The organism is Bariatricus sp. TF06-38A, assembly GCF_027690675.1.
GTDB classification, from domain to species: Bacteria; Bacillota; Clostridia; order Lachnospirales; family Lachnospiraceae; genus Allocoprococcus; species Allocoprococcus comes.
In genome coordinates, this window is sequence record NZ_JAQFCE010000005.1 from 12,207 (window position 1) to 27,128 (window position 14,922).

General features: G+C 56.6%; 20 protein-coding genes. All 20 read left to right on the forward strand.

Features of this window, described 5'->3' with window-relative positions; genetic code table 11:
- Nucleotides 1–6: 6 nt before the first annotated feature.
- Nucleotides 7–750, forward strand: coding sequence for a hypothetical protein (locus PG418_RS06145; RefSeq protein WP_226814981.1), 744 nt, complete (start codon nt 7–9; stop codon nt 748–750).
- A gap of 73 nt (nt 751–823) precedes the next feature.
- On the forward strand, nt 824–973 hold the full coding sequence (locus PG418_RS06150; RefSeq protein WP_498837218.1) for a hypothetical protein: 150 nt from the start codon (nt 824–826) through the stop codon (nt 971–973).
- Between the two features lie 14 nt (nt 974–987).
- Nucleotides 988–1,629, forward strand: coding sequence for a hypothetical protein (locus tag PG418_RS06155; protein ID WP_498837219.1), 642 nt, complete (start codon nt 988–990; stop codon nt 1,627–1,629).
- On the forward strand, nt 1,613–1,975 hold the full coding sequence (locus tag PG418_RS06160; RefSeq protein WP_498837220.1) for a hypothetical protein: 363 nt from the start codon (nt 1,613–1,615) through the stop codon (nt 1,973–1,975). The genes PG418_RS06155 and PG418_RS06160 overlap by 17 nt, the downstream gene beginning before the upstream one ends.
- On the forward strand, nt 1,965–2,528 hold the full coding sequence (locus tag PG418_RS06165) for a tyro protein tyrosine kinase-binding protein (protein WP_118043828.1): 564 nt from the start codon (nt 1,965–1,967) through the stop codon (nt 2,526–2,528). Before PG418_RS06160 ends, PG418_RS06165 begins: the two co-directional genes overlap by 11 nt.
- A gap of 3 nt (nt 2,529–2,531) precedes the next feature.
- The gene (locus PG418_RS06170) at nt 2,532–2,675 is read left to right on the forward strand and encodes a hypothetical protein (protein ID WP_005933248.1); all 144 of its coding nucleotides are present in this window, start codon (nt 2,532–2,534) and stop codon (nt 2,673–2,675) included.
- Nucleotides 2,676–4,013 carry a site-specific DNA-methyltransferase gene (locus tag PG418_RS06175; protein ID WP_498837221.1) on the forward strand — a complete coding sequence of 446 codons (1,338 nt, stop codon included), beginning with the start codon at nt 2,676–2,678 and terminating at the stop codon, nt 4,011–4,013. It abuts the gene before it with no gap.
- A gap of 23 nt (nt 4,014–4,036) precedes the next feature.
- Nucleotides 4,037–4,540, forward strand: coding sequence for a DUF1492 domain-containing protein (locus tag PG418_RS06180; RefSeq protein WP_498837222.1), 504 nt, complete (start codon nt 4,037–4,039; stop codon nt 4,538–4,540).
- Nucleotides 4,541–4,822: 282 nt separating this feature from the next.
- On the forward strand, nt 4,823–5,515 hold the full coding sequence (locus PG418_RS06185; protein ID WP_226814974.1) for a hypothetical protein: 693 nt from the start codon (nt 4,823–4,825) through the stop codon (nt 5,513–5,515).
- Nucleotides 5,516–5,839: 324 nt separating this feature from the next.
- Nucleotides 5,840–6,418, forward strand: a complete 579-nt coding sequence (locus PG418_RS06190; RefSeq protein WP_498837223.1) for a protoporphyrinogen oxidase — start codon at nt 5,840–5,842, stop codon at nt 6,416–6,418.
- Nucleotides 6,402–8,324 (forward strand): phage terminase large subunit family protein, encoded by a 1,923-nt coding sequence (locus PG418_RS06195; RefSeq protein ID WP_004220632.1) that lies wholly within the window; start codon nt 6,402–6,404, stop codon nt 8,322–8,324. Before PG418_RS06190 ends, PG418_RS06195 begins: the two co-directional genes overlap by 17 nt.
- A gap of 12 nt (nt 8,325–8,336) precedes the next feature.
- Nucleotides 8,337–8,603: a DUF6148 family protein gene (locus PG418_RS06200; protein WP_004220635.1), complete on the forward strand. Its 267-nt coding sequence runs from the start codon at nt 8,337–8,339 to the stop codon at nt 8,601–8,603.
- 216 nt (nt 8,604–8,819) lie between these two features.
- Nucleotides 8,820–10,406 (forward strand): phage portal protein, encoded by a 1,587-nt coding sequence (locus tag PG418_RS06205; protein WP_226973370.1) that lies wholly within the window; start codon nt 8,820–8,822, stop codon nt 10,404–10,406.
- Between the two features lie 4 nt (nt 10,407–10,410).
- The gene (locus tag PG418_RS06210; protein WP_498837224.1) at nt 10,411–11,661 is read left to right on the forward strand and encodes a head maturation protease, ClpP-related; all 1,251 of its coding nucleotides are present in this window, start codon (nt 10,411–10,413) and stop codon (nt 11,659–11,661) included.
- The gene (locus tag PG418_RS06215) at nt 11,661–12,068 is read left to right on the forward strand and encodes a head decoration protein (protein ID WP_270466931.1); all 408 of its coding nucleotides are present in this window, start codon (nt 11,661–11,663) and stop codon (nt 12,066–12,068) included. Before PG418_RS06210 ends, PG418_RS06215 begins: the two co-directional genes overlap by 1 nt.
- Before the next feature lie 21 nt (nt 12,069–12,089).
- Entirely contained in the window at nt 12,090–13,166 is a 1,077-nt protein-coding gene (locus tag PG418_RS06220) for a major capsid protein (RefSeq protein ID WP_498837225.1), read from the forward strand.
- 27 nt (nt 13,167–13,193) lie between these two features.
- Entirely contained in the window at nt 13,194–13,598 is a 405-nt protein-coding gene (locus PG418_RS06225) for a hypothetical protein (protein WP_004220650.1), read from the forward strand.
- 13 nt (nt 13,599–13,611) lie between these two features.
- Entirely contained in the window at nt 13,612–13,938 is a 327-nt protein-coding gene (locus tag PG418_RS06230) for a response regulator receiver protein (protein WP_154301618.1), read from the forward strand.
- Between the two features lie 4 nt (nt 13,939–13,942).
- Nucleotides 13,943–14,269 carry a hypothetical protein gene (locus tag PG418_RS06235; RefSeq protein ID WP_498837226.1) on the forward strand — a complete coding sequence of 109 codons (327 nt, stop codon included), beginning with the start codon at nt 13,943–13,945 and terminating at the stop codon, nt 14,267–14,269.
- Nucleotides 14,270–14,284: 15 nt separating this feature from the next.
- A complete protein-coding gene (locus tag PG418_RS06240) occupies nt 14,285–14,914 on the forward strand; it encodes a hypothetical protein (protein WP_498837227.1) in 630 nt (209 codons plus the stop codon).
- The last annotated feature ends 8 nt before the right edge of the window (nt 14,915–14,922 follow it).

A 14,922-nucleotide genomic window follows, 5' to 3' on the forward strand; every position in this document is an offset into this window, starting at 1 on the left:
AAGAAAATGGAAGGAATCAAAGAAGCAATCGCATATATCACAGGGTTGGCCGTAAAGGCTGAGAAGCCAGAAACAATCGAGATCAACGGCCGGACATACTGCACGAAGGATCTCAGACGCTACGACGCAGCCGACAAGGCCGAGCCGATCAAAGCGACCACTCTCACCTCTCTGGTGGACTATATCAAGGAAAGCCGCGAGGAACTCCGCGACAGAATGATCATTCAGGTGGTAAGCGCCACAAAGGTGCTGCTCTACTCCGGGCTGCTGGCCGAGCGTGACCGTGAGACTCTGTTCGAGGTCAACGCCCTGCTGCCGCAGTTTGAGTATGGCCGCGAGTATGATCAGGAGAGCTTCCTCGTGGCTATGCAGTCATGCTTCCAGAAAACAGACGACCGCGAAGCCGTCACTATTATGGCGAGCAATATCGTGAACACACAGCAGGGAACCTTCTCAGACGACGGCGTAAGCCAGCAGGCAATCATCAAAACCGGAGTAACCACAAAGGACGCCGCCTTCGTCCCTAACCCGGTGAGCCTGATCCCGTACCGCACATTTTTGGAAGTTCCGCAGCCTGCGAGCGACTTCGTGTTCAGAATCAGCGAGGGACGCGGCGGAGCCCCTGCCTTCAAGCTGGTGGCTGCTGACGGTGGCCTCTGGAAGTCTCAGGCGGTGGACAATGTGAAGAACTACCTCGTCAAAGCGCTGGCAGACGTTCCGGATCGCGAGAAAATCACGATCATTGCATAATGTGGCCGACATAAATGTCGGGAACATACCGGGAGGGCCAAGCTCTCCCGGCAAACCAAAGGAGGACAAGAACATGCTGATCATAAACATAGTGCTGGCCCTCGTGGCTGCTCTCCTGCTTTCTGGAGTTATCGGAGAAAAGGACGGGCTCAGACAGCAGAACATCACGATCGCCTTCGTGGCCGTGATCGTGCTCATTATCGCATTAAATAGATTTTTCTAAGGGAGGACAAAACCATGGAATATAAACCGAAAGTTATCACCGGAAAAGTAACCGGCACCGGCTGGCCGATCGACGGCCATGTGCTCTGGTTCTCACAGTGGGACTACGACAACCGCGAGAGCTGGCACCTCTACGGCTGGGAGGACTCAGAGGACGAGGTAGTCATGCAGACCGTATTCAAGACCGAAACCGAGGCGGGCCTCTGCCTGTTCGACACTCTGGAGAAGTTCGCAGAGAACTGGAAGGCAAAGAAATGGGAGCCGCAGGGCTCGTTCTGCCTACCACTGGACAAGGTGGAAGTTCTGGAGGTAAAGCAGGAAGAAAGCACCAACAACACCCGCGAACAGCTCCGGGCTCACGGCTTCGATCTGGCGCCAAGAAAGCAGACCGACCGGGGCGGGATCCTCTGCCTCCCGCTGGACAAGAACCTGAACGGCGACGTGCAGGCCAAGCACCCGGACTGGGAGCCCGTCGAGTGCCCGACATGCGGCCGGAAATGCTGGAAACACCCGGAAGCCGACCGACTCGCCAAAGAACAGGGCGCGAAAATGCTCTGTACTGAGTGCGCGATCAAGGCTGGGCTCCTGTCACCGTTCCGAAAGGAAGGCCCAAACCGCGCGCAGCGAAGGAGGGCAAAGCGTGAAAGAAGAAAATAACACAGAGGGGCTCTACACCCTCAAAATAGACGCGAGGCACTACTTCCCCGACGGAAAAACAACATGGGACGTGCTGGAGGCACTCAGGTGTAGGAAATACGCAGAAGTGCTGGCCTTCTATCTGGAGTGTGACCTCGACGACATAGAAAAACAAGCTCACAGACTCGCGGAAAGCACCTCGCTGAGTTACTCAGAAGCGCTCCACAAGATCGGCGGAGATATGCTGCGGAGCAAGGAGAAAAAACCGGCCCCACTCTCCCTCTGGCCTATCAGACGGGAACCGGTTCGACCGAACCGCGCAGCCAGACGAGCAGCTAAAAGAAAAGGAGGACGAAATGGACGATAACAAGAACAAGCCTATGGGCTGGCCGATACTCTACACACTGGCAACACTCGCAGGCGTGGCCGTGCTGGCAATTCTGAAAGCCTGTGGCATTATTTCAATGAGCTGGCCCGTGGTGATCGCCGGGCTCGTGTGGGTACCCACCGCGCTGCTGCTGATCACTCTCTGGGTGGCCACTCTCCTGATCTGGATCGGACGAACCGAGAAAAAGATCAGGGAATACAATCGCAGGAGAAAGATCTCCCGCACTCTGGACGAATCCATGAAAGGGCTCACGCTAAACGGCGTCGGCCCCATTTATGGTATTAGAAGAAATAAAGGCGAAAACAACACCGACTACGAGAAAAGGATCCGCGAAAAGCTGGGGCTCTCCCCTCGCAGTCTACCGAAATACGAAACCATGGAACAGCTCACCCTCTCCAATGTGGGCCCGATCTATGGCGTCGTAAAGAAACAGGACGAGAGCTGGAAGCGCTACCGCCGCAGAATACTGAAAGCAGCCCGCACTCTGGACACCGTAAACGTACAGAACGCGCCGAAGCCGCGGAAGGAGTAGCCAATGCCAGAAATATGTGAAAAATGCTGGAACACCGGCTGCAAAGAAAACGAAATCCTCAGAGCGTCAAAGCTGGAGATCTGCCGCGCCTTCGAGTGCGGACTCATTCCAGCAGACGCCGGGGAGTATGTGAGGGAGGACGAATAAATGGACTACAAAACAGAAGCACAGCCAAAGGCAACCGCCGGAGGGGTACCGGTATTCTGCGCCCATGACGCGATCGTGGCCATTGAGAAGCTGATCCCCAACCCGAAAAACCCGAACACACACCCGGACGCACAGATCCAAGCGCTCGGCCGCATTATCCGCCAGACCGGGTGGAGGGCACCGATCACAGTGTCGAAGCGCTCCGGCTTCATAGTAAAGGGCCACGGCCGCCTCGCTGCTGCCAAGCTCGAAGGACTCACCGAAGTGCCGGTGGACTACCAGAACTACACGAACGAGGCCGAGGAATACGCCGATCTGGTGGCTGACAACCGGATCGCAGAGCTGGCAGAGATCGACAACAAGCTGCTGGCTGACATTTTCGCCGACATTGACACCGGCGAGATCCCAATGGAGCTGACCGGCTACACCGACAAGGAAGTGGAAAGCCTCGTCACCGGACTGGCCGAAGCCCTGCACAATGACCTCACAGAACCGGACGAGATCCCGGAAACTCCAGAAGGCGACGGAATGATCACTCAGAAGGGCGACCTCTGGATCCTCGGACGCCACCGCGTTGTCTGCGGCAACTCCACGGACGAGGACGCCATGCGCCTGCTGCTGGACGGAAAGCACCCGGAGATCCTTCTCACAGATCCGCCGTACTGCTCCGGAGGTTTTCAGGAGTCCGGGAAGTCCGTCGGAAGTATCGGAACAAAACAGTCCGACGGAAACGGCGGGCAGAAAACACCAACGATCAGCTCGGACAACCTCAGCACCAGAGGCTACCAAACACTGATGAGGGCCGTCCTCTCCGCTACCGACATAAAGGTGGCCTACATCTTCACAGACTGGAGAATGTGGCTCTATTTGTGGGATCTGGTGGAGGCTTCGGGCCTTGCGATCCGGAATATGATCGTCTGGAATAAGAAAACACCGGGAATGGGTAACGGCTGGAGGGCTCAGCATGAGCTCGTCATGTTCGCCCACAGGACAAAGCCAGCGTGGGACAACCACAAGGGCTACGGGAATGTGATCGAAGCCACCCGCTCCGGGAATGAACTCCACCCGACACAAAAGCCGGTGGAAATACTGGAGAAACTGCTGGACAATACACAGTGGGCCGAGGGTGTCCTCGACACCTTCGGAGGATCCGGCACGACTCTGATCGCTGCGGAAAGCATCGGGCAGCCTGCCTATGTCATGGAAATGGAGCCTGCATTTGTGGACGTGATCGTAAAGCGCTACATAAAGACAACCGGCAAGACGACCGGGATCCGACTGTTCAGGAAGGGCAAAGAGCTGGGCCGCGAGCACTTCGAGAGAATGTTCACGGAATAAGCCAGCGAAAGGAGGTGGAACCCATGCACCAGAACAGTGAGGCAAAACAGCCGAAGGAAACCGACGAGATTAAGAAAAAGCTGGAAAGCTACGCAGCACTCCACCGCAGGATCGACAACCAGATCGAACGGCTGGAGAATCTGGAGGCCGTCATGGGCTCCATATCCTCGCCGAGCTTCGACGGAATATCCGGAGGCGGTGGCGACGGAACCAGCAAACAAGAACGGCAAGTGATCCAGAAGGTAACACTGGAGGAAACGATCCGACGCATGATCGCAGACGAGGATCAGGAACGCAGCGAACTGGAGTCCCTGATCTCCGAAATGAAAAAGCCAGACGAGCAGACCGTGTTAGAAATGCACTACTTCGACGCAGCGAACTGGTGGACAGTATGTGCCGCCCTTCATGGTAGCCGGGAGGACTACGACGAACACGAGCAGCGCTACCTCAAAAGAACATTCAAGCTGCACGGCTCGGCGCTTCAATCGCTGGCCAAAATATACAGAGCAAAACAAGAACAGGGATAACAACGCCCGCCAGAAGCCACAGGAAGGCCGACGGCGGGCTTTTTTGTGTGCCAGAAGAAATACGCACACACTCAGGAGAAAGCCGCAGACGGAGCGCTCACGAGCACACAGGGGGATAAAAAGGGACAAAAAGGGATAAAAGGGGATAAACCACCGTGCTACTCTGTATAACAGCGAAAGCCGTCCGGGGACATGATAAAGATCCGGGCGGTTTTTCCTATGTGCCTACCCTCAGAAAAGAACTGGGAGGGGTGCAAATTTTCCACAGGAAGGAGCAAACACATGGGCGGTCTATTCTATACCGGCCAAAGCCGCCGAACCTCTGGCAGCTTCACCGTGACATGCTCCGGAGCTGAGGACATTGTGAAGCGACTCAACAAACTGGAGAACGGCGGACAGACGGCAATCAAGAAAACCGTCAACGACTTTATGAGCCGTGCGCCTGCGTGGGTATCGAAGGGAATCCGCGAACACTACGGGGTAGACACTGCCGCAATCAACGAGGCCAAACAGCAACCTCGGAGGGGGCAGAGCTCAATCCAAGTGGCGGGGGTTCAAGTTGATAGTGCCTCCCTCATTTATAAGGGGCGGACACTGACGCCAACGCATTTCAAAATGAGCCCAAAGTCCAGACCAAGCGCTCAGCAAAAGAAGCCGATCAGAATCCCCGGCCAACTGATCGCCGGAGCTGGTGACGTTGCAATGGTTCGACCACCGCGTCCGTACCAAGTCAAGGCGACGATCATCAAAGGCTCCCGCGTGAGCCTCGGCTCGAACGTGTTCCTCACCGGTGGAAACGGCGGCTCCATGCTTCCGTTTCAAAAGACTGGGAGGGGACGCTCCCCGATCGAGGCCGTGCGTACTCTGTCCGTGCCTCAGATGATTGACGGCAAAGCGCGCCAGACCATTGAGACAACAATCTCCGAGAAGCTCGGCGAACGCTTCAACCATTACATAGATCAGGTAATGAAGTAGACCAACGCTCCGAGCTCACGAGTCAAAGCCAAGCCAACGATCACGCGCCAAGCAGCAAGCCAAGCGCGAAGCAATCGAACAGCAAAGCCAAAGCGAAACCAAAAGCAACAGCAACAAAGAACAGCGAAACAAAGCGACCAAAGCAAAGAAGCAAAAGGCAAAGCAACTCGACCGAGCAACCGCGCCGAAATTTTTCCGCAGCCCGAAGGTACTGTCCGGGCCGCCAAACGCCTGCGGTGCTGGCGAGCCCAAAACACGCGCAGACTCAGAAAAATTTTTTCAGGCCGTTTCGTTTCGTTTGCCTCAAAGAAAGGAGGTGGCGCCATGGCGGAGGGCAAGCAGAATCTCCAAAACGCTGCCATTATTGCGAAGCTGTTCGGCGTCACCGACCGCCGGATCCAGCAGCTCGCAAAAGAGGGAATTATTCCAGCCGCCCAGAAGCGGCCGTATATGTTCGACCTGCTTCCGACGGTGCAATCTTACATCCGTTACCTGAGTGACAAAGCCAACGGCCGAGAGGCCAAAAGCGCCGACGCCGCTCAGGTTGAAATGGAGAAGCTGCGGGCTGAGGCTGACATGAAACGCAGTAAGGCAGACATGGCAGCCATGCAACTGAAAGAGCTCGAAGGCAAAATGCACCGCAGCGAGGACGTGGAGGCCGTGACGAATGACCTCGTTTACACTGTCCGCAGCATGATAATGGCACTCCCCGGACGTTTGGCCATGGACGTTGTGCAGGCGGCAAGCGCCAACGAAGCCTCGGCACTGATCCGGGCGGAGTGCTACAAAATTCTGAACGAGCTCGCAAACTACAACTACGATCCGGCGGTATATCAGCGGCGGGTGCGGGATCGTGAAGGCTGGAGCGACGTTATAGTGGCCGCTGATGAAGCCGACGACTAAAAAATCCACCGCGAAACTCAACGCAGCCATAGCACCGGCCATTCGCAACTTTAAGCCACCCGAAGATCTGACGGTGGCCGAATGGGCCGATAGACACCGCCGCCTATCCCCGGAGAACTCCGCGGAGTCTGGCCCGTGGCGCACTTCGCGCACGCCGTACCTGCGGGAACCTATGGAAGCGTTCACGGATCCGAAGATCCGTAAGATCGTAATGGTGGCAGCGTCTCAGGTGGGAAAATCTGAGCTGGAGCTGAACATAATCGGCTACATTATCGACCAAGATCCCGGCTCGATCCTGTTCGTCCAGCCTTCCCTCGACGACGCCCGAAAGTTCTCACGCCTCCGTATCGCTCCAATGATACGAGACAGCAAGGTGCTGAGGGCGAAAGTTTCCGACGTCAAAAGCAAAGACTCCGGGAACACAATCCTCCAGAAGTCATTCCCCGGCGGTATGCTCACGATCACAGGATCCAACAGCGCCTCCGCTCTGGCTTCCACTCCCGCCCGCTACATTCTCGGCGACGAGCGCGACCGCTGGGCCGTGTCTGCCGGTGCTGAGGGTGATCCGTGGGCTCTGGCCGAAGCCAGACAGGCCACGTTCTACAATGCGAAGGCCGTCGAGGTATCAACTCCGACCATAAAAGGCGCTTCAAATATCGAAAGCAGCTACTACCTCGGAACACAGGAACGCTGGTGCCACCAGTGCCCTGAGTGTGGAGAGTACGGCGAGATCACCTTCGACCGCGTACACTTTGAACATACGGTGGCCAAAGTCCGCGGGAAAAAGGCGTACAAGATCGTGGGCCCGATTACATGGTGCTGCCCCTCCTGCGGCTGCATAGTACCGGAGGAAAAAATGCGGAAGCAGCCCGCAAAGTGGATCGCCGAGAACCCGGCGGCCTACGACGAGGGCGTCCGTTCCTTCTGGCTGAACGCTTTTTCTTCTCCATGGACTCCGTGGGAAAAGATCGCGCTCAAATTTCTGCAAGCTAAGGACGATCCGCAAAAGCTCAAAGTAGTTTACAACACACTGCTGGGTGAGCTCTGGGAGGATCGCGGCGACATAGCCGACGAGGACACCATGCTGGCCCGGCGCGAGGACTACGGCACCAATGCCGACGGCTCTCCCGTCGAAGTTCCGGAGGGCGTTCTCGTTCTCACCTGCGGCGTAGATACTCAGGACAACCGTTTGGAGTATGAAGTCGTGGGCCATGGCTTCTACGGTGAAACGTGGGGCATAAAAAAGGGCTACATCATGGGAAAGCCAGACACCGACGAGGTATGGCAGCAGCTCGACGACGTGATCGATCACGTTTACCGCTTCAATGACGGAAAAGGGCTGCGGATCTCAATCACCTGCGTGGACTCCGGCGGCCACTACACACAAGAGGTATACACTCGCTGCCGTGAGCGTAAAAACAAGCGTGTTTTTGCTATCAAGGGCAAGGGCGGCGACGGGATCCCGTTCGTGACGCCTCCGTCAAAGGTTCCGATCAAGGACAACAAGCGGATCACCTGCTGGCTCTACACGCTGGGCGTTGACGCTGGAAAAGAAACGATCATGTCGAGCCTAAAGGTTCAGGAAGCTGGCCCGAAATATTGCCATTTCCCGATCCACGAGTCATGCGGCTACGATACCTATTATTTCAACGGCCTGCTCTCCGAGCGTCTGGAGCTCACGCAAACAAAGCGCGGCAACCAGTGGCACTGGGTAAAAATCCCCGGACACAACCGGAACGAGGCCCTCGACTGCCGAAACTATGCGAACGCCGGGCTAAAAATCATAGATCCGGACATGTTCGCGGTGGAGCGACGTCTGAAAAATGTCCAAGAAACGCCGCAAACCAAACCGGCGCAGCGCCGAAAGCCAAAACCGGCAGCCCGGAACTACTTCGACGAGTGGTAAGGAGGTGAACCCATGAGATCAAAAGAAACCATACAGCAAGAGCTCACAGAAACGAGGACGCGACTCAGTGCGTATCTGGCCCGTGAGGCTGACATGCTCAGCAAGGACGGGGTGCAGCTCTACACAATCGGCTCCAGAAACCTGCAACGGTACCAGACTTCGCTCGCTTCCGTTCAGGACATGATCGCGAAGCTGCAAAAGCGAGTCCGTGAGCTGGAGGCTGAACTGGCGGGCGGATCTGCTCGCCGTGCCGTGGGGGTAGTCCCCCGCGACTGGTAAATGGGTAAATGCTGGCCGATCGGCTGGCTTTACTACGGCGACGACTGCGGGACATTTTCGCTCCTTTAGATACCGCGGCCGCTGCCGTTTTTAATTACTTGCAAGGAGGTGAGAAAAACGAAGTACGACCAAACGAGGGGGCTATATCTCCCGGATAACGTACGCCCTCAGAATAAGGGCTACGGAGAGGCGGGCGCAAGCTGGAGAAAAAAAGCCGTGAAAGGTTTCAATGCTCCCAGCGGATCCGCTCACGAGGACATAGACTTCAACAACTACACCATGCGACAGCGTGCCCGCATGTTATACATGGCCGCGCCGATCGCTACCTCGGCGATCAAAACCAACCGCACAAACGTGGTAGGCGTCGGACTCAGGCTTAAAAGCCGGATCGACCGCGAAGTGCTCGGACTCTCACCGGATCAGGCAGAACGGTGGCAGAAAGAAACAGAGCGAGAGTTTTCCCTCTGGGCCAGCAACAAGAGAGCCTGCGACGCCACCGGCATGAATAACTTCTACGGGCTCCAGCAGCTCGCGCTGATCTCGTGGCTGCTCTCCGGCGACTGCATAGGGTTGATCAAGCAGTACGAAACCACTCGGCTGCTCCCCTACTCTCTCCGCGTCCACCTGATCGAGTCCGACAGAATCGCAACCCCGAACAACTACGGGGCCGGGACTACACTCTACTACACGACCGGAAAGAACTCAGAAACGGGCAACACCATATACGACGGCGTGGAAGTAGACAAGAACGGCATGGTGGTAGCGTATCACATACGCAGCAACTACCCGTATGAGCTCGGCGCTCCGGTTACTGAATGGGCCCGCGTTCTGGCATACCAGCAAAGCACCGGTCTTCCGAATGTGCTCCACGTCATTGACACAGAGCGCCCGGATCAGTACCGCGGCGTGAGTTATCTCGCGCAGGTGATCGAGCCGCTGCTGCAGCTTCGCAGGTATACCGAGTCCGAACTCATGGCCGCAGTCGTCGAGAGCTTTTACACTGCCTTCATTAAGACAGAAGCCCCGACTGATGAAATGCCATTCAATGAGGTGGATCCGGTACCACCCGGAGAAATGCGGAACCCGAACGAGTACAGCATGGGGCCGGGCCAGATCAATGTCATGGGGCCGGGTGAAAGCGTAGAATTTGCAAACCCGACGCACCCGAACGGCAGCTTCGACAAATTCGCCGTAGCGATCAGTGCACAAGTAGGCGCCGCGCTGGAAATTCCCAGCGATCTGCTCCTGAAATCCTTCAACGCCTCATACAGTGCGAGCCGTGCTGCTCTACTGGAAGCGTGGAAGGCGTTCAAAATGCGCCGCGAATGGCTGGCGGACGACTTTTGCCGCCCATGCTATGAAGTGTGGATGAGCGAAGCCGTGGCCCGTGGCCGCATATATGCGCCGGGCTTTTTCCAGAATCCAGCGATCCGCGCCGCGTATCTCGGCAGCGAATGGCTCGGCCCGTCTCAGGGACAGCTTGATCCGGTGAAGGAAATCACGGCCGAGATCCTCGCGTGCAGTGAAGGCTTCTCCACTCACGAGCAGAGCACGATCCGCCTAAACGGTGGCCAATGGGACAGCAATGTGGAACAGCTCAGACGTGAAAACGAAAAGCTCGGAGGCAATCCACCAGATCCGCACCAGAGCGGCACCGGAACAGCGGAACCGGACGGCGAACAGGATCCGCCAGAAGGCGACGACAATCCACACAACCCCGAAACAGCTCGCAAGAGGGGCACGGTGGCTCTCCGCAGTCTCGTGATCGGCGAGCAGATAAAGCAAACCATACAAGGAGGATAAGCCAATGAAAACCAAACATAGCGGCCTAATCATGGGCCCGGCTGCTGCTCCACAAGCTCCCGCGGCGACAAAGTTCTGGAATATGGCCAGCACCGGCGACGACGAGGGAGAGATCACTCTCTACGGCGACGTTATGAGCCAGCAGCCCGTTGACTGGTGGACAGGCGAACCGGAGCCCGGCCTTTTTATCACGCCGGAGGGCTTCATGGAGGATCTGGCAGCAGTCAAAGACAAGGGACACATCACCGTCAAGCTCAATAGCTGCGGCGGCGATCTCTACACCGGGATCGCAATCCACAACGCGCTGAAAGCTCTCAGCGGTGAGGTGAACGTCATTGTCGAGGGAATCGCGGCCAGCGCTGCGAGCGTTATCATGTGCGCGGGCGACACAGTGACCGTGTACCCCGGTTCCCTGATTATGATCCACGGCGTAAGCGTTATGCTCTGGGACTACATGAACATGCAGGACATGAAGCAGCTTATGAAAGGAATGGACGCCAGCGAGCGGGCCGTCGCCGAGATCTACAACAGCAAGACAGGGATCGAAGTCGATACTCTCCGCAGCATGATGACCAAGGAGACGTGGTTCACCGGCCGCGAAGCTCTGGAGAAGGGCTTCGCTGACGCAATCAAAGAGGACGAGGACGATCCAGAAATGAGCATGAGCGCCGACAGAAAGGTGCTTTTTGTTAATGGAGTACGCCACAATGTTGACGGGCTCCAGCATGTGCCGGGCACTATCCCGGTGAAAGCAATCGCGACTCCACCGGCTGCAAAGCCCGGAGCAAATAAAAAGAAGCCGACCGCAAAGGCGGCAAAAAAAGAAGGAGGTAACAAACCTATGGACGAGAATGAACTGAGGGCAGCATACCCGGAGATCGTGGCCCAGATCGAGGCCAGCGCAAGAACCGAAGCGCAGAACGCTTCCGGTGAGGCCGTGGCAGCAGAACGCCAGAGAATCGAGCAGATCGACTCTATCGCCGCCTCTATCCCGGATCAGCAGCTCGTACACGACGCCAAGTACGGCGACAACCCTTGCACAGCTCAGGAGCTCTGCTTCCGTGTTATGCAGGCCAGCGCAGCGTCCGGCCAGAATTTCCTCGCAGCATATCAGGCAGAGGGAGCAAAATCCGGAGCCGCAGACGTAGGCGCAGCACCTAACGGCGGCGCACCTGCAAACGCTCAGGAACAGGACGCAGCAGACATTCAGGCGGTAGTTTCTGCCTACAACCAGACCAAAGGAGGTACGAAGTAATGAGTAAAAGACTCGACGAAACGATCGGGGCCGTAGGCTTCGACAACCTGATCAACGGCCAGTACCCGCCCGCAGAGGTTTTCACCGTGAAGATCCGCAAGGAAGCCACCGAGGCCAAAACCTACAAGCGCGGCACTGTTCTGGCACTCTCCGCCGGTACCGCAGGCGACGGCTTGCGTGTAATTCTCGGTACCGCTGCGAAAAGCAACGAGACACTGACAGCCAACTGCGTGCTGGCTGACGACGTGGAAGTCGGAACCGCTTCCGACGCGGTAGCGACTGCATACCGTACCGGCCATTTTAACAAGAACAGCCTGATCACTGACAACAGCCATGCGATCAGTGAAACGGACAAGGAAGCGCTCCGCTCTGCCGGAATCCTGCTCTCTGACGCCGTAGCATACTAAAAAAACAAGGAGGACAGACAAATGGCTTTTAATTTTTATGATACCCACACACTGCTTGCCTCCGTGCAGCAGCTCCCGCCGCTTCACTCTTTCCTTTTGGATCGCTATTTCCCTACTAACGCCGCCTCTGACGTGTTCGCCACTGACGACGTGCTGGTGGAATACCGCAAGGGATCCAAGAAAGCGGCACCTTTTGTAGCACCTCGCAAGGGCGGAATCACGATCCTGCGCGAAGGCTACACCATGAAGCGCTTCACTCCGGCGTATATTGCACCGAAGCGCCCACTCTCCATTGACGACCTGAAAAAGAGAGGCTTCGGGGAGGCTCTTTATGCTAACCTGACTCCGGCCCAGAGACAGGGCGTGATCATGCTCGGAGATCTCGACGAACTCCGCGACATGAACACCCGCAGAAAAGAGGCCATGGCTGCCGAGGTAATCTTCACCAACGGCTGCATTATGCACGAGTACACGAACGACCTCGGCACTTACGAGGAAAAGGAAGTCCGTTACTATGACGGCACCAGCAACCCGGCAAAATATACCCCTTCCGCAGACTGGGCCGACACTGAGGCAGGCGGCAAGCAGATGATCGACGACGTGGCCGCCATGATCTCCATGTTGAGCAAAAGAGGGCTCCCTGCGACTGAGTGCCTCATGGCTCCAGACGTTGCGGATCTTTTCCTCCGCAATCCGTGGATCCTGAAACTGCTCGACAACCGCAACTACAATATCGGAGGCGTAGATCCTGAGACTCTGCCTGCCGGTGCTTCCAAGATCGCCCGCCTGAATATCAAGGGCCGAATGATCGACTTCCTTACTTATGAGGACACATACACCGAGCTGGACGGAACTGTAAAGCAGTATATCCCGCAGGGCATGATCGCGGTAGGCGCTCCGGCTGCTGGCCGTACTGTTTACGGCGCGATCACTCAGGTGGAGCAGGCCGACGGCGAGTTCCATACTTACACCGGCGTGGACGTGCCGAAGTATATCAGCGACGCTGCTCACAACACCCGCGAGCTCACTCTCAGCTCTGCGCCGCTGCCTATGCCTAACAACGAGTGCCCGTTCAGCGTGGCGAAAGTTATCAACTAAGCGTACCGAGTAGAAAGGAGCAAAACCATGAGAAAAATCAGGGTAACAGTGGGAACCGTCGGCTATTATGACGCCAAGCACGCCCACAAGAGAATGACAGCAGCGGACGGCCCATTTGAGTGCGAGGACACTCAGGCGGAGCACTTCGTCTCTGCTGGTGTCGCTGAATACGTCGGCGGCGCAATCGAAGTAGACGAGGCGGACGAGCAGGAAGTGACCGGCCACCTTGCAAAGAGCCAGCTCGAAGAAATGACGATCCAGCAGCTCCAGAACCTCGCCGGTGATCTCGGCGTTGACGTTACCGGCTGCAAAAAGAAAGCCGATTATGTGGACGCGATCGCAGCCGCAGAAGTAAACGCTGGCGGCATGGTTGACGACGAGGACACAGACGGCGACGATCTCCCGGATCTGAACGCAGCAGATCCGGAATAATGGAGGTGAGCACATGATCCGAATGATCAAAGGCACCTACGGGCTCGTTAAAAACGGAACCGTGGAACCTATGACGAAACACTCTCCTGCCTTCTCTATCAACGCAGCCCGCGAGGCTGAGCTGGTGGAGGCTGGCGTGGCCGTGTATGAGGCGGAGCCGGAAAGCACTTTCTCAGAATACAACGGCCTGAACATGACAGAGCTCAGAGAAGCTGCAGCAGCGTATGGCGTAGACGCGAGCGCAGTCCGCAGCAAAAAGGAAGTGATCGCCCTGATCGAGGCAGCCAAGGCCAAAGCCGACAGCTCCGCAAAAATCGAGGCGGAACCTTCCGAGGCGTAAGCTCGTGAGCTTCAAAGACCAAATAAAGCAGGATCTCTCGGACATTTTCCTGAATCTGGACGAGTTCGCAGACCTTCACCGAATCGAAGGGAAGGAAGTCCCGGTGGTAATTGACAGCGACATAATGGCCAAGCTGAGTAAAATCGGCGACAACCGTATTCATGGAATGGACGAGGCCGACATGGTAATCATGGGAAAAGCCTCCGACCTTCCAGAAAATCTGGATCCCGGCCGCCTTCTCAATCTGGACGGCCGCGAGGTGATCGTTGTCACTACCATGTCGGAAATGGGACTCGTACAGATCGCGGTTCGCCAGAATCGCATGAGCTAAGGAGGTGACGGCAGCATGACACTGGTAAACAGTATCGACAAAATAGTGAGCTGGCTCACTGAAAACGTATGCAGCAAGATCACCCTCAAACTGCCGGACGACTACCGGAACGACACCGGCTACGACGTTGTTATGGTAAACCCCGCGGCGTTCCCTTTATACGTTCCGGGAAAGGATCGGCTGCCGCCAAACGTGGCCGCTCCGATCCCTTCCGTCTGCGTGCAGCTCATGGAAGGAAGCGACGAGCTTATTCAGAAAAAGAGGCAGCTCCAGATCCGGCTCTGCCTCGCCTGCTGGAATCCCGGCCAACACGGCGGGGAGATTTTCAACCCTCGCGAAAACGCGAAGGCAACCGGCGGCTACTCCTACTACGTCAATACCGGAGAAGCTGCCAAAACATACTCGCGAAACATGGACGGCTGGCGCGATTACTACAATCTGGCCGACCTCGTACTCCGCGAGATCGAAACTGCGGAATATATCGCAGGCCATAGGCTCGTAAAAGAGCAAGGGATCAAGTTCGGCCCGTTCACAGAGGACGGCAATGTCTGGGACTACTACCCGTACTGGCATAGCTGGATCAGCTTCGCGCTGGAAATCGGAACGACTCCGGCGATCCCGAAAGAATACGAAGAATTTTTATAAGGAGGACT